Genomic DNA, 19,275 nt, shown 5'->3' with positions numbered 1-19,275 from the left:
TGTAGTAAAATGTATTTCTATTGTTAATTATTTTTAAGTAAGTTAGAAATAAATGTTTGGTTAAAAGTAAAACTACTAAATTAAGGTCAGAGAGGAAAGGTTAAATTAAATTATAAAAAGGTAAAAGTATGCGGCAGAAACCCATAATTATTCTTAATTTTAGCCTCCCTATTTTTTAGCAGAACAGATTTTATGTATTTAATTTTCGATACCGAAACTACAGGTTTACCAAAGCGGTGGGATGCACCCATTAGCGATTCCGATAACTGGCCAAGATGTATACAAATTGCCTGGCAATTGCATGATGAAATGGGGCGCTGTATCGAGCATCAGGACTATTTGGTGAAGCCAGACGGATTTAATATTCCGTATGATGCTGAAAAAATTCATGGTATTTCAACAGAGCTGGCCGATGAGCAAGGGATTACCTTGCAGGAAGTTTTAGAGAAATTCAATATAGCCTTAAGTAAAACCAAGTTTATCGTAGGGCAAAATGTTGGCTTCGATGTAAATATTATGGGAGCTGAATTCCATAGAGAAGGCCTTGCTAATGTATTACAGGAATTACCCGTTTTAGATACCTGTACCGAAGATACGGCGCAATTATGTCAGATTCCAGGAGGTCGAGGCGGTAAATTTAAGTTGCCAACCTTAACGGAATTACATGAATTTCTGTTCAGTCAGCCGTTCGCTGAAGCGCATAATGCGACTGCCGATGTGGAAGCTACTACGCGTTGTTTTTTCGAGTTAATAAGACGCGAGCAATATACTGTAGAGCAGTTAGATGTAGAACCAGATTATTTTAAGAATTTCAGCGAGGCTAATCCTCAGGAAATACAGCTTATAGGATTAAAGCATATTAATCTACAACAAGCTAGTGCTAAAATAGCTGAGCGTCTGCAAAAAGCACAGTCTACCGATCTTTCTGCGGCAGAAATTAAACAGAATATTTCCGATTTAGCAGATGTAAGTTTTGCACATCTTCATAATCATTCCCAGTTTTCGGTTTTACAATCGACTATGAGTGTGGTCGATTTGGTGGATGCTGCAGCAAAACACAATATGCCAGCCGTAGCGCTTACAGATCATGCCAATATGATGGGGGCGTTTCACTTTGTTAACGCCGTTAATAAACATAATAGTGGCGTTCAGGCAAAACTTAAGGCTGCCGAAGAAACAGGACAAAATATTCCAGATAAAGAAATTAAACCAATAATAGGTTGTGAGTTTTTTGTCTGTGAGGACCATTTAGATAAAACTAGAAAGGATAATGGATACCAGATTGTGCTTATGGCCAAGAATAAAAACGGCTATCATAACCTGGCAAAATTATCGTCTCATGCTTTCGTAAACGGGTTTTATTATGTGCCCCGAATCGATAGAAAATTAATTGAGCAGTATAAGGAAGATTTAATTGTTCTTACCGGAAACTTGTACGGAGAGGTGCCGAGTAAGGTGCTTAATGTAGGAGAGAATCAGGCAGAAGAAGCCTTACTCTGGTGGAAAGAACAATTTGGGGATGACTTGTATGTCGAGCTTATGAGACATAATCAGGAAGATGAAAATCGGGTTAACCCAACGTTGATTGCTCTTGCTCAGAAGCATGATATTAAAATTATAGCGACAAATAATACCTATTATCAGACTAAAGAAGATGCCAATGCACACGATATTTTGCTATGTGTAAAAGATGGTGAGAAACAGGCAACACCTATTGGTCGTGGTCGCGGGTATCGTTACGGTATGCCTAATCAGGAGTATTACTTTAAGTCTTCCGATGAGATGAAAGGCTTGTTTAAAGATATTCCAGAGGCTATTGTTAATATTCAGGAGATAATAGATAAGGTAGAACCGTATCAGTTAGCGCGTGATGTATTATTACCTGCTTTCGATATTCCCGAGCAATTTCGACATGAAGAGGATTTAGTTGATGGTGGAAAACGTGGAGAAAATGCGTTTTTGAGACACTTAACGTACGAAGGTGCTAAAAAGCGCTATGGAGATCCGTTATCCGAAGAAGTTATAGAGCGCTTAGATTTCGAGTTAAGCGTAATTGAAAATACAGGGTATCCCGGATACTTCCTTATTGTGGAAGACTTTATTCGCGAGGCCAGGAATATGGACGTATCGGTAGGGCCGGGGCGTGGATCGGCAGCAGGATCGGTAGTAGCTTACTGCTTGTGGATTACCAATATCGATCCGATGAAGTACGATCTGCTTTTTGAGCGTTTTCTTAACCCGGATCGTGTAAGTATGCCCGATATCGATATTGACTTCGATGATGAAGGTCGAAGTCGGGTTATGGATTATGTAATCGAAAAATACGGTGCCAATCAGGTAGCCCAGATTATTACCTATGGTACCATGGCGGCGAAATCGTCTATTCGTGATACAGCTCGAGTATTGGATTTGCCATTATTTGATGCCGATAGAATTGCGAAATTAATTCCAAACATGACTAAACTGAATAAGATTTTTGGTTTAGACGAAAAGGGATTAAAAAGTAAATTCAGAGCAGAAGAAATTGAAAAAGTACAGGAGCTTTTTGGTATAGCAGAAGGTAAAGGGCTGGAATCGGAAACCGTAAATCTGGCACGCGTTTTAGAAGGTTCGGTTCGAAATACCGGAATTCATGCCTGCGGGGTTATTATTACACCAGATGATATTACGAAGTTCGTTCCTGTTTCGGTGGCTAAAGATTCCGATTTATATGTAACGCAGTTTGATAACTCCGTTGTGGAATCTGCCGGACTGTTAAAAATGGACTTCCTGGGGTTAAAAACATTAACCCTTATTAAAGATACAGTAAAGATTGTTAAGGCTAAGCACAATATTACTTTGGATCCGGAAACCTTTCCTTTGGATGATGAAGAAACCTATGCCTTATTCCAGCGCGGAGAAACAGTAGGGGTGTTCCAGTACGAATCTCCCGGGATGCAAAAGCACCTTCGCGATTTAAAGCCTACGGTGTTTGAAGATCTTATTGCAATGAACGCCTTATATCGTCCGGGGCCAATGGAATATATTCCTAGTTTCGTGCGACGTAAGCATGGTGACGAGGAAATTGAGTACGATTTACCAGCCATGGAAGAGTACCTTAAGGAAACTTATGGTATTACGGTATATCAGGAGCAGGTAATGCTTTTGTCCCAAAAACTGGCAGACTTTACTAAAGGTGAAGCCGACGTTTTACGTAAGGCGATGGGTAAAAAGCAGATTGCCGTACTGGATAAAATGAAACCGAAGTTTATTGAGCAGGCCAGTGCAAACGGTCATGATGCCAAGGTTCTGGAAAAAGTCTGGAAAGACTGGGAGGCGTTTGCTAGTTATGCCTTCAACAAATCGCACTCTACCTGTTATGCCTGGATTGCTTATCAAACAGCCTATTTAAAAGCACATTATCCGGCTGAGTATATGGCTGCGGTACTTTCTAATAATATGAATGATATCAAGCAGGTAACATTCTTTATGGAGGAGTGTAAGCGTATGAAGTTAAGTGTGCTTGGTCCCGATGTAAACGAATCGTTTTATAAGTTTTCCGTAAACGACGATTATGCAGTGCGTTTTGGAATGGGAGCAATTAAAGGTGTTGGTCATGGCGCTGTTAAAACGATAGTGGAGAACAGAAGAAAAGACGGTCCGTATAAGTCGATATTCGATTTGGCAAAACGTATCGACCTTCGTGCTGCCAATAAAAAAGCATTCGAGAATCTGGCTCTGGCAGGAGGTTTCGATTGTTTTTCAGATACGCATCGTGCGCAGTACTTTTTAGATGAAGGCGATGGAATTACCTTTTTAGAAAAGGCGGTTAAATACGGAAATAAGCATCAGGAAAACGAAAACTCAGCTCAGGTAAGCTTATTCGGGGATGCCAGTAATGTACAGATTGAAGAACCTTCAGTGCCGCCGGCAGAAGAATGGGGAACCATGGAAAAGCTGGCTAAAGAGCGCGAAGTGGTTGGGATTTATATTTCAGGGCATCCGCTGGATGACTTTAAAGTGGAGATGACCAACTTCTGTAATGCTAATTTATCCATGTTTAATAATCTGGAAGCTTGTTTAAATGCAGAGCTTACTTTTGGAGGTGTTGTAACCGATGTACAGCATCGTGTGAGCAAACAGGGTAAAGGCTGGGCATTATTTACCATAGAAGATTATAACGATAGTTATGAGTTTAGAATTTTTGGTGAAGATTATTTAAAATTCAGACACTTTTTTGTTGTAAATAGTTTTGTGTACGTAAAAACCTTTATTCGTGAAGGCTGGGTAAATAAGGATACAGGAAAGAAGAGTGAGCCTAGAATTCAGTTTAATAGTTTTCAATTGCTTCACGATGTTATGGAGGCTTATGCGAGAAAATTATCAATTCAGCTTAATCTTAGTGAATTAACCGAGCAGAAAGTATTGGCTTTAAAGTCTATTTTACATAGTCATTCCGGGACCAAAACCTTGAGTTTTGTAGTCTACGATAACGAAGATCAGGTGAAATTACCAATGCTTAGCAGGCGGCAAAAAATTACGATTTCGCAGGAGTTATTAAAAGCGCTGGACGAGCAACACATGTATTATAAATTAAATTAGCAACTTTAATAAATTGACTATCAGTTCAGACAATTTGTCAATAAATAAAACAAATCGTCAGCTTGTAAGTTTTGGCAGAATTTTTGACTAATTTTGTCTACATATAAAAACAACTTTTAAAATTATATATAATGGCATTAGAAATAACAGACGCAAATTTCGAGGAAACTGTTTTAAAAAGTGAAAAGCCTGTAGTAGTAGATTTCTGGGCGGCTTGGTGTGGACCTTGTCGTATGGTTGGACCAATCATTGATGAAATTAGTACAGAATACGAAGGTAAAGCTGTAGTGGGTAAAGTAGATGTTGATGCAAATCAGGATTTTGCTTCTAAATACGGTGTTCGTAACATTCCAACAGTATTAGTGTTCCAAAACGGAGAAGTTGTTGGACGTCAGGTTGGTGTAGCGCCTAAAAAGGCTTATACAGATGCAATAGACTCTCTATTGTAATAAACATTTTACACATAGAACATATAGAAAAAGGTTTGGCGTACTGTCAAACCTTTTCTATTTTTAGACCCTTATAATATTTAAATTCTAATGAAAAACATATTCTTTTTGCTTTGTAGCATAATGCTTTGGTCCTGCGGACAATCTGAAAAAAATAATTCTAGTTTTAAGTTGGAACATGGTGTCTCGGAGCAATTGGCAGGTACAAGGGGAAAACAAATTTCTGATATTACTTACGATTTAAAATTTGATATCCCTAAAGCAAAAAGTGATAGTATTCCTGCTTTTGAAACCATTTTATGTCATCTTCAGAATTTAGAATCGCCGTTGGTTTTAGATTTTAAAGAAAAAAGCTCTAGTATTTTAAAAGTAGAGGTTAATGAAGAACCAATAAATATTGTGCATGAAAACGGACATATACTTATTGATGAAAAATATTTAAGTCTGGGAAAAAATACAATTAGTATTGCTTTTATTGCCGGTGAATTGTCGTTAAATAGGAACGAAGATTACCTGTACACGTTGCTCGTTCCAGATCGTGCCAGTACCTTATTCCCATGCTTCGATCAACCGGATCTGAAGGCTGAATATAATTTAAAAGTATCGGCACCAAAAAACTGGAAAGTGCTGGCAGGAGGACCTTTAAAAACCATTGAAACTGACGGTGACTTTTCGGTTTACAGCTTTGATACTTCGGATAAAATGAGCACGTATTTATTTTCTTTTGTAGCTGGAGAATTTAATGTTGTGGAAGACGAAGCAGATGGATTTAAAATGCGACTTCTGTACAGGGAAACCGATGAGAAGAAAATTCAGGCCAGTGTACCTGAAATTTTCAGATTACATCGCGAGGCTATTACGTTTTTAGAAAATTATACAGGATACGATTTTCCGTTTAAAAAACTGGATTTTGCGGCTATACCAGGATTCCAATATGGCGGGATGGAACATGTAGGAGCTATTCAGTATCGTGAGGCCAGTGTGTTTTTAGATGATACTTCTACAGAAAATGAGCGTTTAAGACGCGGAAAATTAATAGCTCACGAAACAGCACACATGTGGTTTGGCGATCTGGTTACCATGAAATGGTTTGACGACGTCTGGCTAAAAGAAGTGTTCGCCAATTTTATGGCCGATAAAATTGCAAATCCTAGTTTTCCTGGTGTAAATCATAAAATGCAGTTTTTGTTGGAGCATTATTCCAGTGCTTACAGTGTAGATCGAACAAAAGGAAGTAACCCCATTCGTCAGCAACTAAATAATCTTAAGGATGCCGGTACACTTTACGGCGATATTATTTATCATAAGGCGCCTATTATGATGCGTCAGCTGGAATCTTTGTTAGGAGAGGAGACCTTTAAATCAGGAATGCAGACTTATATAAAAACATTCGCTAATGGCAATGCAGACTGGAACGACTTAATAAGTATTCTGGATGCAAAAACAGATTTGGATTTAAAAACCTGGAGCGAAACCTGGGTTAATAAATCGGGACGGGCCATATTTACAGATGAAATAAAATACGATGATAAACAGTTAATTTCCGAATTTATCATTTCACAACACGCAGAAGATGGCAGCGATAAATTCTGGCCGCAAACTTTCGAAATAGGTTTAGTCTACGCAGATGCTATTAAAGTTGTTAATGTTTCGGTAGAAGGAAAACAAAATGTTGTAAGTCAGTTGGTCGGTCTGCCTAAACCAAAGGCATTTATTTACAATTATAATGGTTTTGGTTATGGTGTGTTTCCGAGAGTTGACGATTTAAATGTTATTTTAAATATTAAAGATGAGGTGGCCAGAGGTTACGCTTATATAAATGTATACGAAAATGTGTTAAGCGGGAATATAGCTCCGGTAGATGCTTTAAAGTTGTATACGAATACCGTGCTTAAGGAACAAAGTGATGCTATAGTGAAGTTGGTTTCGGGGGAACTTCGAAGTGTATTCTGGACGTATTTAACCACAGAGGAACGTGGGAAGCAGATAGATGTTTTAGAGATGAAATTACGTAAGAAGCTTTTAAGTGAGACCACAGAAGACGTTAAAAAAACGATATTTGGTTTGTATTCCGGAATCGCATATAATGAATCAGGAAAAGCATTTTTATATCGTATCTGGAATAAAGATGTAGAAATACCAAATCTAAAACTTAACGAAAATGATTATACAGGAATAGCAAGAAATCTGGTCTTATATAACCATAAGAACGCTAAAGAGATTTTGGAGATAGCTCAGACAAAAATCACGAATCCGGATCGTTTAAAGCGTTTCCAGTATTTGTTACCATCATTATCTGCTTCGGTTGAAGATAGAGATGCTTATTTTAATGGGTTAAAAGACGAAAAGAATAGAGAGAAAGAGTCCTGGGTGCTTTCCGGTTTATATAATTTAAATCATCCGTTACGACAGGAAGCATCTGTAAAGTATTTAAAGGAAAGTTTAGATTTGCTTGAAGAGGTACAGCTTACCGGAGATATATTTTTCCCGATAGGCTGGGTGTACAATACTATAGGAATGTATAATTCAGCAGCTGCAAAAGATATAGTAAATACATTTTTAGAAAGTCATCCGGATTACAGCCCGGTTTTAAAAATGAAAGTATTACAGGCCGCTGATGATGTTTTTAGAGCACAAAAGGTATTTAATACAGAAAGCAAATGAAATTAAGGGAAGAATTGCATCATACGGGCGGATTTGTAAATCTGGAACTTCTGGCCAAACAAGTGGTTGAGGGGTTTATTGCCGGGATGCATAAAAGTCCGTTTCATGGGTTTTCAGCTGAATTTGCTGAGCATAAAATTTATAATCAGGGAGAAAGTACTAAACATATAGACTGGAAACTGTATGCAAAGACAGATAAGTTATATACTAAGAGGTACGACGAAGAAACAAACTTAAGATGTCATTTAATTATCGATAATAGCAGTTCAATGCATTATCCGGCATACGATTCATTTTCTGTAAATAAGTTGAATAAAATTGCTTTTTCGGCTCTGGCTTCGGCAGCTGTAATGCAAATTTTAAAACGTCAGCGGGATGCTGTAGGCTTGAGTATTTACAGTGATACTTACGAATATTATGCACCAGAGAAAGGTAGCGACAGACACCATCATATGCTGCTACACGAATTGGAGCAGATGGTGAGAGTAACGCCTAAAGAAAAATCAACAGACACTTATACCTATTTGCATCATATTGCCGAAAAACTACACAGACGCTCTTTAATATTTCTATTTACCGATATGTTTCAGGACTCTGCAAGTGAGGACGCTTTATTCGAAGCTTTAAGACATTTAAAGTATAACAAGCACGATGTCGTTTTGTTTCATGTGTTTGATAAAGAAACAGAATTGAAATTTAATTTCGATAATCAGCCAAAACGTTTTGTCGATGTAGAAACAGGGACGTTTTTAAACGTGTATGCTGATAATATTAAGGAGAATTACGAAGCAGCGGTAACAGATTATTTTAAAGCGCTAAGGCTAAAATGCGGGCAATATCAGATAAAATATGTGGAAGCCGATATTAGACAGAATTTTGATAATATATTGACTACCTTTATGGTAGAGCGGACGAAGTTTTTGTAGTTAAAACTTTTTTTAATTTTCTGAAAAAATATTTTGTGTAATTCAAAAAGGGGTGTATATTTGCACTCGCAATAACGCAACGGTCTGGTAGTTCAGCTGGTTAGAATATCTGCCTGTCACGCAGGGGGTCGCGGGTTCGAATCCCGTCCAGACCGCAACATTGCAAAAAGCTCCATCAACTTGGAGCTTTTTTTTGCATATAATTTTAGTTGTGTTGTTTAGATAAGCCTTGTGCTTGTCTACGGTTTAAGTTGTTAAACCAATGAAAGGCTTTCCTTTTTTCAATCTTTGAAAATTGGGATGCTTTTTTATTTTGAAATGGATTTTAACTGAAGTTAGTTGCTCGGTTTTAGGGGAATAAAAAAAAGTGAAAAAATATTTCAAATTATAGTATTAGAATCCAAAAAGGGGTGTATATTTGCACTCGCAATAATGCAACGGTCTGGTAGTTCAGCTGGTTAGAATATCTGCCTGTCACGCAGGGGGTCGCGGGTTCGAATCCCGTCCAGACCGCAATAAAACAAAAGCTCCATAGTCATGGGGCTTTTTTGTTTTTATACTTCTCCTTTTCAAAATAAAGCAGACTTCATTGTATTCAGAGTGAATCAGTTTAAAGCTAATAAGATGTAAACCACTTATTGTTAGTTTTTCTGTAATATTTGTATTCGGTACACAGTAAATCCTTTTAACTTTTTTATTTTTATAGTCAATCATAGCAATAAAAATACATGGAAGTTTTAGGAATTGACATCGGTGGTTCCGGTATGAAAGGAGCAATTGTAAATTCAGTAACAGGAGAATTATTAACTGAGCGCTTTAGAATACCTACCCCGGCTTCTCGTAAACCCGAGGCAATGGCTCAGGTTTTCAAAGCTATTGTAGACCATTTTAATTATAAAGGTCCCGTCGGTGCTGGTTTTCCTGCTTTAGTTAAACACGGTGTTTGTAAAACGGTTGGAAATCTTGATAAGAGCTGGAAAAACCGAAACGTAGAGGTTTTGTTTTCTGAAGCCTGCGGGCTTCCGGTACATGTTATTAACGATGCCGATGCAGCGGGTTATGCTGTAATGAAATACGGTATAGGAAAAGGGGAGGAAGGTTTGGTTGTTATGATTACTATTGGGACCGGTCTGGGTAGCGGCGCTTTTTTTAATGGCGAGCTTATTCCTAGTTTTGAGTTAGGACAAATTCCTTATAAAAAACATAAAAAAATTGAAGCCTGGGCCGCAGCTTCAATCAAGGAGCGTCATAACCTGAGTTATAAAAAATGGGGTAAGCGATTTAATGTGTTTTTGGAATTGGTGGAACTCTTAGTGTGTCCGGATCTTATAATTCTGGGAGGTGGTACAGCAGATGATTTTGATAAGTTTAAAGCATATATAAAAATTGATACGCCTGTAGTTCCGGCGCATTTAGGTAATTATGCAGGTATAGTAGGCGCAGCAGCTGCTATCCAGGACAAACCTGTTTAAGTGTTTTTATTATACTTATTTCTTCTTTTTGGTATTAATTGTACAACCACGTTTTATATTAACTCCGAATAGTTTAAATTCGGGGACATATGATTAAAAAATTTATTGAAAATGTTGGTCCCGGACCTTTAGTAGCTGCGGCATTTATAGGGCCGGGAACCGTTACCGTTTGTACTTTAGCCGGAGCAAATTTTGGTTTTTCTTTATTGTGGGCTATGGTGCTTTCTATAATTGCTACCATAGTGTTGCAAGGTATGTCTGCTCGTCTGGGGTTAATTTCTCAAAAAGGCTTGAGTGAAATTATACGCTCAGAACTTAAAACACCAGTAGTAAAATATGTATCGGTAATTTTAATATTGTCAGCTATAGTTTTAGGGAACGCAGCCTACGAGGCAGGAAATATTTCGGGAGGCGTATTGGGGCTGGAAACCATACTGCATAACCCTGCACTGCAGATTTCAGGATTACATATTCAGTTGTTTAATGTTCTTATTGGAGTGTTGGCCTTCGTTTTATTATATATTGGGAATTATAAAATTATAGAAAAAGCACTGGTAGCTTTGGTTACGTTAATGAGTTTGGCGTTTTTGATTACGGCAGTAATTACCAAACCAGATGTATTAGCAATAGTAAAAAGTATTGTGATGCCAGAATATCCGGAACAAAGTATTTTAACTATTATGGCTTTAATTGGTACCACAGTAGTCCCTTATAATTTATTTTTACATGCATCGCTGGTTAAAGAAAAGTGGCACCGTCTGGAGGATTTACATTATGTGCGAAAAGATACTATTTTGGCTGTAATTCTGGGAGGTCTGGTATCTATGTGTATTATTATTTCGGCAAGTGCCATTAAAGCAGATCAAATAACGAACGCTTCAGATTTAGCGCTGGGGCTGGAACCTTTATTTGGTAAGTTTGCGACTTATTTTTTAGCTATAGGTTTGTTCGCAGCAGGTATAACCAGTGCCATAACAGCACCTTTGGCTGCGGCCTATGTGGCAACCGGATGTCTGGGGTGGCCTTCAGATTTAAAATCGAAAAAGTTCAGAGCGGTCTGGATGCTGGTTTTGCTTATGGGCGTGGTATTTTCCTCCCTGGGGATAAAACCGATAGAAATTATAAAATTTGCGCAAATAGCAAATGGGATTTTGTTACCCCTTATCGCAGGGTTTTTAGTATGGGTTGTCAATAAACCTTCGGTAATGGGCCGATTTAAAAACAACCTTTTACAAAATACTATTGCCATTATAATTTTAGTTGGTAGTATTTTGTTGTCTTTAGTAACTTTAAATAATGTTTTAAAATTAAACTGGATTTAGTGGAGCAATTAGTTGTTGATATCAATGTAGATGTAGGTGAGGGTGTTGGAAATGAAGCCGAGATTATGCCTTTTATTTCGTCTTGTAATATTGCCTGTGGTGGCCACGCGGGAGATGAAGTTACTATGACACAAGTTGTAGCTTTGGCTAAAGCTCATCGTGTTAAAATTGGTGCGCATCCGTCATTCCCGGATAAACTAAATTTTGGAAGACAAGCGATGGAGCTGTCTAAAACAGATTTAATAACATCTTTAAAATCTCAGATTGAAAATCTCCTGGCTATATTAAATCATGAACACTTAAAATTGCATCATGTAAAACCACATGGCGCGCTTTACAACCTTGCGGCTAAAGATTTGGCGTTTGCCGAAGTTATCGTTGAGGTATTTAAAACTCTGGATGCTGAAGTTAAATTATATGTGCCTTTTCAATCCGTAATGGCAAAACTGGCTATCCAACATGGAATTCCTTTGGTTTATGAGGGGTTTGCCGACAGAAATTATAATGATGACGGGTCTTTGGTTTCGAGGTCGCATCCTAAAGCCATGATTCATAACGCCGGCGAGATGGCCGAACATGTGTTGCAGATGGTGCAGAATAAGACAGTAAAAACTTTAAATAATCATGATTTGCCAATAGTGGCTGAAACCTTTTGCATTCATGGCGATACTGAAAATGCGGCGCAATTAATTAAAGATTTGAGGTCATTTTTAGAGCAAAATGACATTGTAATATGTTAGTGGTATGAGCTTCAGTCTTACATACAAAAATTTTGGAGATCAGGCTGTTTTAGTAGAGTGGCCCGCAGTAATTTCAGAAGCTGTATTAGAGGATATAGTCCGATTTAAAAGTGTTATTGCGCAGGAAAAGATAGAAGGTATTTTAGAACTTCGCCTGGCCTACAATTCAATTTTGGTGATTTTTAATCCGTTGCAAGTGACGCAAACGGTTCTTTCAGAAAAACTAAAAGATCTGTATCTTAAGGATTACCAGGTTCGTAAATCAGTTTCGAAAATCTGGACCATTCCGGTATGTTATGATGAACATTTTGGTGTCGATTTAAAGGAGATATCTGTGTTAAAACAGCTTCCTGTATCCGAGATTATTTCACGGCATACGGCTGCTTTATACACTGTTTATTTTATTGGGTTCTTGCCTGGGTTTCTTTATTTGGGAGGTCTGGACGAGCGTTTGCATGTGCCGAGAAAGCATATGCCCCGACTAAAAATTGAAACGGGAGCCGTTGCTATAGGAGGAAGTCAAACTGGTATTTACCCTATGGCAAGTCCGGGAGGCTGGAATATTATAGGGAATTCTCCCGTGTCGTTTTTCGATAAAACCAGGGCAGAACCTTGTTTCGCAAAATCTGGAGATAAAATTAAGTTTAAATCGGTAAGCCAATCAGAATATAACGATATTCAGCTTTTGGTTGCACAGGGTGTCTATCAGCCGGAAAACGAAATATATCATGATTAAAGTTATTACTCCGGGGTTTTATTCCACAATTCAGGATCTGGGTCGGTTTGGATTTCAGGAATTTGGTGTGCCTTATTCCGGAGTAATGGACCGTCAGTCGGCGGGAATTGCTAATGGTTTGCTGGGGAATTCAAAACAGGACGCTGTACTGGAAATGACTATGACTGGAGCAACACTACAGTTTTTAAAAGATACTTTAATTTGTATTTCGGGGGCAGATATGGGACCCACTATAAACGGTAAAATTGTTAAACAGAATAAGGCGATAGCAGTCAAATCAGATGACGTTTTGAGTTTTGGAAGTTTGAACAAGGGTTTTCGCTGTTATTTGGCGGTTAAAGGCGGTTTTAATTCAGAAGTCGTTTTAAATAGCCGTAGTATGTATAGTAGAATTACAGAACAGGTTGTGTTGCGAAAAGGAGATACCTTAAATATACCTGATGCTGAAATGAAACACCCTTTTAACTATGCTGCCCTTAAGGTAAAAGAAGACTTATTTGATACATCTGGAATTAATGTGTTTAAAGGTCCTGAGTTCGATATGTTGTCTTCCAGACAGCAAGAACAGCTTTTGTCCAAATCGTTTTCCATCTCTAAAGACAGTAACAGAATGGGCTATCGTTTAAATGAAATTTTGGAAAATGACTTGCCTTCTGTGTTAACCTCGGCAGTACTTCCTGGAACGGTTCAGTTAACACCTTCCGGACAGTTAATTGTCTTGATGCGTGATTGCCAGACTACTGGAGGGTATCCCAGAATATTACAACTCAGTTCAGAAGCCATAAATATCATGGTGCAGAAATATGCAGGACAAAGTATTAGGTTTTACTTGGAATTAAGCTAATTCTACTGCAATTTCAATCATATCTTTAAATGATTTCTCGCGTGCTTCACTCGACGTGCTTTCTCCGGTGACAAGAGAGTCGGAAATAGTTAAAATACTTAGGGCACTAACCTGATGCTGGGCGGCTATAGTATATAAGCCAGCGGTTTCCATTTCTACGCAAAGCACATTAAATTTGCTCCACTTTTTATATTCTTTAGCGTCGTCGGTATAAAATTCGTCTGAAGAAAAAATATTTCCTGCTTTTACCGGGATGTTTTTAGATTTGGCTACATCTATGGCGTGTTGAAACAGTTCAAAATCTGCTGTAGGAGCAAAATTGGCGCCTTTAAAGCGTAAACTGTTAACTCCGGAATTGGAAGAAGCCGACATGGCAATTACGATATCTCGCAGGTTTATATGTGGCTGGTAAGATCCTGCACTTCCTACCCGAATTAAATTTTTTACACCGTAATCTTTAATGAGTTCGTGGGTGTAAATAGAAATGGAAGGAATGCCCATACCTGTACCCATTACAGAAATAGGTTTTCCTTTGTAGGTGCCTGTGTAACCCAGCATGCCTCTTACTTTATTAAAACACTTTGGATTCTCGAAAAAAGTTTCGGCTATCCATTTGGCACGTAACGGATCTCCTGGTAATAAAATAGTTTCGGCAATTTCTCCTTTTTTGGCTTCTATATGTACACTCATAAGTTAATAATTTTCGGTTGATATAGAATCTCCTGTTACAATAGCAATTCCAGAAGACGTACCTATACGGGCAACACCTTTATTAATATATTCCATGGCCGTTTTGTAATCTTTTACGCCACCGGAAGCTTTTACCTTGGCGCGACCATTTGCGGTATTAAGCATAAGGTTTACATCGTGTAGTGTGGCACCTGCAGTCCCAAACCCAGTTGACGTTTTTATAAAATCGGCGCCAGCTTCTATCGCCAGTTCACTGGCTTTTATAATTTCAGCATCTTCAAGATAACAGGTTTCTAAAATTACTTTTAAAATTAAGTCGGGTAAACAGGCTTTTACTGCTTTAATATCATTTTTAACGGTTTCAAAATCTTGACTTTTTAACAGACCAACATTTAATACCATATCAATCTCTTCTGCACCGTCTTTTACAGCCTGTTTTGTTTCTTCAACCTTACCAATAGTACTCATGGCGCCTAAAGGAAAGCCAACGACACAGCAGACTTTTACTGTGCTGTCTTTTAATTCTGATTTCGCTAAAGGAGCATAACAACTGTTGACACAAACCGAGGCGAAATTGTAAGTTTTAGCTTCGTCGCAAAGTTTAACGATGTCATTTGGTGTAGCTGTGGCTTTTAAAATCGTGTGATCGATATACTGACTTAAATTTTCCATAGTGTTGCTGCTTTTAAAACAGGAATTTTAATGTTGAAAAGGCCTGTTTCCCAAAGATATTAACTATTATTTACTTTAAATAGCCGAGCGAAAGTATTTTAGAATAAAAAAGCAGTACACTATTACATACTGTACTGCTTTGAAAAAAAATAGGGGTGTCAAAAGCGTTATTGTTTGATTTCTTCCATTTTATTTATGGACTGATTAGTGTCTATAGTATCTGGTTCTAATATTGCCTGAATGACACGGGCATTTTTATTTACATCTTTCATCAGTGCTTTTATATCATCTGCAGAAATAGAATTTACAAGGTCGATATAGTCTTTTTTGGATACAATATCCAGACCGTAAGTATCTTGTTCCACAATTTGATTTAGCCAAAAGGAATTATCATTTTCGGACTCCATGCGTTTTTTTATCAGAGACTTTTTGGCTTCAATTAGGGTGTTTTCATTAACTGTAGTTTCCAGAGTTTTAAATTCGTTGTAAACGATGTCGACCAGTTTGTCTGTCATGTCCGGGTTACAGTTGAATTTTACCTGAAAAATGTATTTCTCCTTAGGCGTATGTCTTGCATAGCCCCAGGCCCCTACACTATAACTGCCACCTTCGTTTTCACGGATTTCTTCGAGATATCTGGAACTTAATAATTGGCCTGCAATGTTTAAAATAAGTTCTTTGCGAACATCGATATCTACGTAGTCTTCAAAAAGAATTTTAACCGAGGTTTGCGGTGTTTCTAATTTTTCCTGAATATGCACCTGAGTTTTTCCTTCGGCAGGAATTAAATTATGATCTCTATAGGTTTCTTGTTTTCCGGTTGAAGGAATACTGCCAATATATGTTTTTAAGTGTTCAAGCATGGTTTCAGTATCAATATCGCCTACGAAAACAAAGGTAAAATCTCCAACATTACTAAAACGCTCTTTATATATTTGCTTTATATTATGTAAAGTGATGTTTTTTATAATTGAGTCGTTGTAAATAATGGTTCTTTCGCTGTTGTTTGTATTTGCCAGAGACATGGCTTCATTGTATCGGGTGTGTTTATTGTTGTATTTGTTGGCATTGTTTTGTCTCCAGCTTTTTATACTACTTTCAAATTCAGATTCATCAAAACGCGGGTGTACAAATGCAAGGTATACACGTTTCATCAAAGTTTCGAAATCTCTTTTTGCAGTACGGCCATAAAAGCCTTCTTCGGTTTCATTAAACAGGTAGTAAAATCTTTGGTTCGTACCAGCTAGTTTTTTGTTTAGTGCATTGGAGTCAAATTCGCCAAGTCCTGATTGATACGCCATTTGAGTCACCATAGATGCATCAGGTAATAAATCTGCATTAACTAAAGATTTGCCTCCTTTACTGTATATTTTAAATCTGATGTTTTCGTTGGCATTATCTGTTGGATACAAAATAATTCTTGCACCATTTTCTAATTGATACCCTTTGGCGTTTAAACCAGGAACTTCAAACGTATTTGCAACTTCAGACCCTGTTAAGTCATCAGTAACTAAAGGATCGTTATTTTCTATTTCTTTATACGGTTCAAGAGACGCATTTTGTACTTTTTTTATAATGGATTTTACAGAGTCTTCTGTGGTATAATAGGTGTTGGTTGCTCCTGTTAAACCAAATAAACAGTTTTGGTATTTAAATTTTTTGCTGAGATAGTTTAAAACATCTTCCTTCGTGTACTTGGGTAAGGACTGTACCACTTGTGTGCCATACCATTCGTAATTAGGAAACGGAGTGCCTTCTAACTTATATTCGTAGATTCTTTTAGCATAAGCATTGCTGCTCACTTTGTTTAGGTTACTTAAGGTCATAGCATAACTACTGATCTTAGATTTTTTTGAACGCTCCAGTTCGGTATCTAAGGGACCGTATTTCGCATAGCGAGCAAGTTCGGTAAGGGCAAATTCAAAGGCAGCTTCTGCTTTATCTTTTTTAGGTTTAATAGTCAAGGTTAGCGCATCTAAAGGACGTACATGGTTTTCGTAGCTTAATGTTATAGAGTGAGCCGGGCTGTTTTCGGCTGTCAACAACTCTCTTATACGACTGTTATAAATACTTAAAGCCAATCCTGATATTAATTTGTCGTCTATAAAAGTGACAGGATTGTTATCTTCCTTTTTGAATTTTATAAGGTAATGAATTGTACCTCGCGTTAGTTCTTTATCTACTGACTGAATATAAATTAAGTCGTCGTTTAAAGGGACTTCAAAGACAGGACGCTTAGCGGGATGTTCAGGCATTGGAATGGAAGAAAAGGTGTTTATTATTTTTTGTTCCATTTCAGTTGGGGCTATGTCGCCTACAACAATTACCGATTGTAAATCCGGACGATACCATTTTTTGTAATAGTCTCTTAGTTCCTGATATTTAAAATTGTTAATCACGCTCATTAAACCTATTGGCATGCGGTTTTCGTAGATTGAGCCTTTTACTACACCTTCTTTAAAAACCTTTAAACCCGCACGTTGGGCAGGGGTGTTTCGCATACGCCATTCTTCGTTAACCACACCGCGTTCTTTATCTATTTCTTCGTCTTTTAATAATAGAGAACCCGACCAGTCATGCAAAATTAAAAGCACAGAATCCAAAAGCTTTTCATTGCTTGTAGGTACGTGGTTTATGTTGTAAATCGTACGGTCGAAACCGGTTGAGGCGTTAATTTCAGATCCGAAAGCGATACCATTTTTTTTAAGGTAATCTAACATGCCTTTATCTTTAAAATGTTCTGTACCATTAAAAGCCATATGCTCTAAAAAGTGGGCCAGACCTCTTTGCTTTTCATTTTCAAGCACAGAACCTACATTTTGTGCAAAATAGAAAGACACACGGTCTTTAGGTTCTACGTTGTGCTTAATGTAATAGGTCATTCCGTTTTTAAGGACTCCAGTTGTAATAGTGGAGTCTAAAAGTTTGGAATTATTTTGGGCTTTTAGTGTCTTTCCCGAGAACAGGAAAAGCGTTAGAACTAATAGCTTAATAGTTGTAATAGAAGTTTTAATAAGTTGCATTGCAGTATTGTTTATGTTGTAAAATTTGAAGCCATTATTGTGGTAGAATTATTAAGGTTGTTTTAACATAATGAAATGGGAAAACAAGGAGTGAGGCGAAAGCCTCACTCCTTAACAATTAAAATACATGACTACTAATTCAAATTACTAATTTGTATGTAGGTTTGTAGGCCAGTTATCACCATCGTTACGGGTTAATTTTACTGTCATGTAAATGTCATAACCTGATGAGTAATAATAAGACCATAAAATTTCTATAGACGGCCCATCTACTTTAGTGATTTCCCATTTAGCGGCATAGCGATAGCTACCTACATCTTTTGTGGAAATTTCACCGGTTGTAAAATCGTAAGTTAATTCTCCAGGGCTGTAGGCTGCTCCGTAAAAGAAGAAACTTAAATCCTGTACATTGTATACACCCGATGTATTAGATTCTGTAATAGAAATGGTACCGGAGTCTCCAGGTTTAACATAGCCGTAATATTGTGCATTGGCAGTAGCTGTAAGAATTTCATAACTAAAATCGCCTACCCAAACTGGTGGAATAACATCTACTATTTTAGATTGAAATCCGAAACGCTTATTGATTTCTGTTGAATTTCTGGTGTCTAAAACAGTGCCGTCTTTAGCGAAAATAGCCCATTTAATTTCAAAAATATCACCTTCGCGCACCAGACTGGTCTGGCGGTCGAATTCATATTTGTTTTTGAATAAGTCGTATACTTTCGAGGCCGATAAATGTAAATCGAAGCTTAGTTCTTCATTAAAACTATCTATAGTTTCCAGTAAAAAGTTGGCTTTATCGTATGGTGCTGCAGCATTATAGCCATCTTTTTCTTCGGCATTAATATAAAACTGAATTTTATCGATTTGGTTCACTGGTAAATTAGTGTTTAAATCCAGGTGTAATACCACCTCGTTGTTTTGCCAGGATTCTTCCAGAGTAACCAGGTTTTTTTGCCAGACAAAGGCATTGCTGTCTGAATCTGTGCTTACTTTTAATATTGTAGTGGCCTGCCATGACATTTTATCGGCAGTTTCTCCGTTAGGAATAGGGTCGTCAAAGTCGTTTTCATCACAGGATTGTACTACCAAAGCCAGAACACATGCGATTAAAATTCTATGGATATAATATAAAGTTTTCATAGTGTATCTG

General features: G+C 37.6%; 13 protein-coding genes and 2 tRNA genes. 11 read left to right on the top strand and 4 right to left on the bottom strand.

What is annotated here, in order from left to right; genetic code table 11:
• Window positions 1-192: 192 nt before the first annotated feature.
• The 11 genes from dnaE to I3217_RS10925 all read left to right on the top strand — a co-directional run bounded on the left by dnaE (window position 193) and on the right by I3217_RS10925 (window position 13,734).
• Window positions 193-4,581: a DNA polymerase III subunit alpha gene (gene dnaE / locus I3217_RS10975; protein WP_435049802.1), complete on the top strand. Its 4,389-nt coding sequence runs from the start codon at window positions 193-195 to the stop codon at window positions 4,579-4,581.
• Window positions 4,582-4,712: 131 nt separating this feature from the next.
• Window positions 4,713-5,030 (top strand): thioredoxin, encoded by a 318-nt coding sequence (gene trxA / locus I3217_RS10970; protein WP_435049801.1) that lies wholly within the window; start codon window positions 4,713-4,715, stop codon window positions 5,028-5,030.
• Window positions 5,031-5,120: 90 nt separating this feature from the next.
• Window positions 5,121-7,694 carry a M1 family metallopeptidase gene (locus I3217_RS10965; protein ID WP_435049800.1) on the top strand — a complete coding sequence of 858 codons (2,574 nt, stop codon included), beginning with the start codon at window positions 5,121-5,123 and terminating at the stop codon, window positions 7,692-7,694.
• A complete protein-coding gene (locus I3217_RS10960) occupies window positions 7,691-8,620 on the top strand; it encodes a DUF58 domain-containing protein (RefSeq protein WP_435049799.1) in 930 nt (309 codons plus the stop codon). The genes I3217_RS10965 and I3217_RS10960 overlap by 4 nt, the downstream gene beginning before the upstream one ends.
• An 81-nt stretch (window positions 8,621-8,701) precedes the next feature.
• A tRNA-Asp gene (locus I3217_RS10955) sits at window positions 8,702-8,775 on the top strand.
• Window positions 8,776-9,059: 284 nt separating this feature from the next.
• Window positions 9,060-9,133, top strand: a tRNA-Asp gene (locus tag I3217_RS10950).
• Between the two features lie 215 nt (window positions 9,134-9,348).
• Window positions 9,349-10,092: a polyphosphate--glucose phosphotransferase gene (ppgK, locus tag I3217_RS10945; protein WP_435049798.1), complete on the top strand. Its 744-nt coding sequence runs from the start codon at window positions 9,349-9,351 to the stop codon at window positions 10,090-10,092.
• An 89-nt stretch (window positions 10,093-10,181) separates the two neighbouring features.
• Window positions 10,182-11,414: an Nramp family divalent metal transporter gene (locus tag I3217_RS10940; RefSeq protein WP_435049797.1), complete on the top strand. Its 1,233-nt coding sequence runs from the start codon at window positions 10,182-10,184 to the stop codon at window positions 11,412-11,414.
• A complete protein-coding gene (gene pxpA / locus I3217_RS10935) occupies window positions 11,414-12,154 on the top strand; it encodes a 5-oxoprolinase subunit PxpA (RefSeq protein WP_435049796.1) in 741 nt (246 codons plus the stop codon). The genes I3217_RS10940 and pxpA overlap by 1 nt, the downstream gene beginning before the upstream one ends.
• Before the next feature lie 4 nt (window positions 12,155-12,158).
• A complete protein-coding gene (pxpB, locus tag I3217_RS10930) occupies window positions 12,159-12,890 on the top strand; it encodes a 5-oxoprolinase subunit PxpB (protein WP_435049795.1) in 732 nt (243 codons plus the stop codon).
• On the top strand, window positions 12,883-13,734 hold the full coding sequence (locus I3217_RS10925) for a biotin-dependent carboxyltransferase family protein (protein ID WP_435049794.1): 852 nt from the start codon (window positions 12,883-12,885) through the stop codon (window positions 13,732-13,734). Before pxpB ends, I3217_RS10925 begins: the two co-directional genes overlap by 8 nt.
• Here the strand turns inward: I3217_RS10925 and deoD are convergent.
• The 4 genes from deoD to I3217_RS10905 all read right to left on the bottom strand — a co-directional run bounded on the left by deoD (window position 13,726) and on the right by I3217_RS10905 (window position 19,265).
• Window positions 13,726-14,424 (bottom strand): purine-nucleoside phosphorylase, encoded by a 699-nt coding sequence (deoD, locus tag I3217_RS10920; RefSeq protein ID WP_435049793.1) that lies wholly within the window; start codon window positions 14,422-14,424, stop codon window positions 13,726-13,728. The two genes, I3217_RS10925 and deoD, sit on opposite strands and share 9 nt — an antisense overlap.
• 3 nt (window positions 14,425-14,427) lie before the next feature.
• Entirely contained in the window at window positions 14,428-15,096 is a 669-nt protein-coding gene (gene deoC, locus I3217_RS10915; RefSeq protein WP_435049792.1) for a deoxyribose-phosphate aldolase, read from the bottom strand.
• Between the two features lie 167 nt (window positions 15,097-15,263).
• Window positions 15,264-18,119, bottom strand: coding sequence for a M16 family metallopeptidase (locus I3217_RS10910; RefSeq protein WP_435049791.1), 2,856 nt, complete (start codon window positions 18,117-18,119; stop codon window positions 15,264-15,266).
• Between the two features lie 147 nt (window positions 18,120-18,266).
• Entirely contained in the window at window positions 18,267-19,265 is a 999-nt protein-coding gene (locus tag I3217_RS10905) for a hypothetical protein (protein WP_435049790.1), read from the bottom strand.
• Window positions 19,266-19,275: the final 10 nt, after the last annotated feature.

This window comes from Formosa sp. S-31 (assembly GCF_051172795.1).
Taxonomy (GTDB): domain Bacteria; phylum Bacteroidota; class Bacteroidia; order Flavobacteriales; family Flavobacteriaceae; genus Formosa.
Note: the sequence above shows the minus strand (reverse complement) of the source record. Positions and strands in the feature narration are given on the sequence as shown.

What these genes read in the sequence shown, in the direction of transcription:
- dnaE (WP_435049802.1), top strand. Translation starts at nt 193, where the DNA reads ATGTATTTAATTTTCGATACCGAAACTACAGGTTTACCAAAGCGGTGG.
- trxA (WP_435049801.1), top strand. Translation starts at nt 4,713, where the DNA reads ATGGCATTAGAAATAACAGACGCAAATTTCGAGGAAACTGTTTTAAAA.
- I3217_RS10965 (WP_435049800.1), top strand. Translation starts at nt 5,121, where the DNA reads ATGAAAAACATATTCTTTTTGCTTTGTAGCATAATGCTTTGGTCCTGC.
- I3217_RS10960 (WP_435049799.1), top strand. Translation starts at nt 7,691, where the DNA reads ATGAAATTAAGGGAAGAATTGCATCATACGGGCGGATTTGTAAATCTG.
- ppgK (WP_435049798.1), top strand. Translation starts at nt 9,349, where the DNA reads ATGGAAGTTTTAGGAATTGACATCGGTGGTTCCGGTATGAAAGGAGCA.
- I3217_RS10940 (WP_435049797.1), top strand. Translation starts at nt 10,182, where the DNA reads ATGATTAAAAAATTTATTGAAAATGTTGGTCCCGGACCTTTAGTAGCT.
- pxpB (WP_435049795.1), top strand. Translation starts at nt 12,159, where the DNA reads ATGAGCTTCAGTCTTACATACAAAAATTTTGGAGATCAGGCTGTTTTA.
- I3217_RS10925 (WP_435049794.1), top strand. Translation starts at nt 12,883, where the DNA reads ATGATTAAAGTTATTACTCCGGGGTTTTATTCCACAATTCAGGATCTG.
- deoD (WP_435049793.1), bottom strand. Translation starts at nt 14,424, where the DNA reads ATGAGTGTACATATAGAAGCCAAAAAAGGAGAAATTGCCGAAACTATT.
- deoC (WP_435049792.1), bottom strand. Translation starts at nt 15,096, where the DNA reads ATGGAAAATTTAAGTCAGTATATCGATCACACGATTTTAAAAGCCACA.
- I3217_RS10910 (WP_435049791.1), bottom strand. Translation starts at nt 18,119, where the DNA reads ATGCAACTTATTAAAACTTCTATTACAACTATTAAGCTATTAGTTCTA.
- I3217_RS10905 (WP_435049790.1), bottom strand. Translation starts at nt 19,265, where the DNA reads ATGAAAACTTTATATTATATCCATAGAATTTTAATCGCATGTGTTCTG.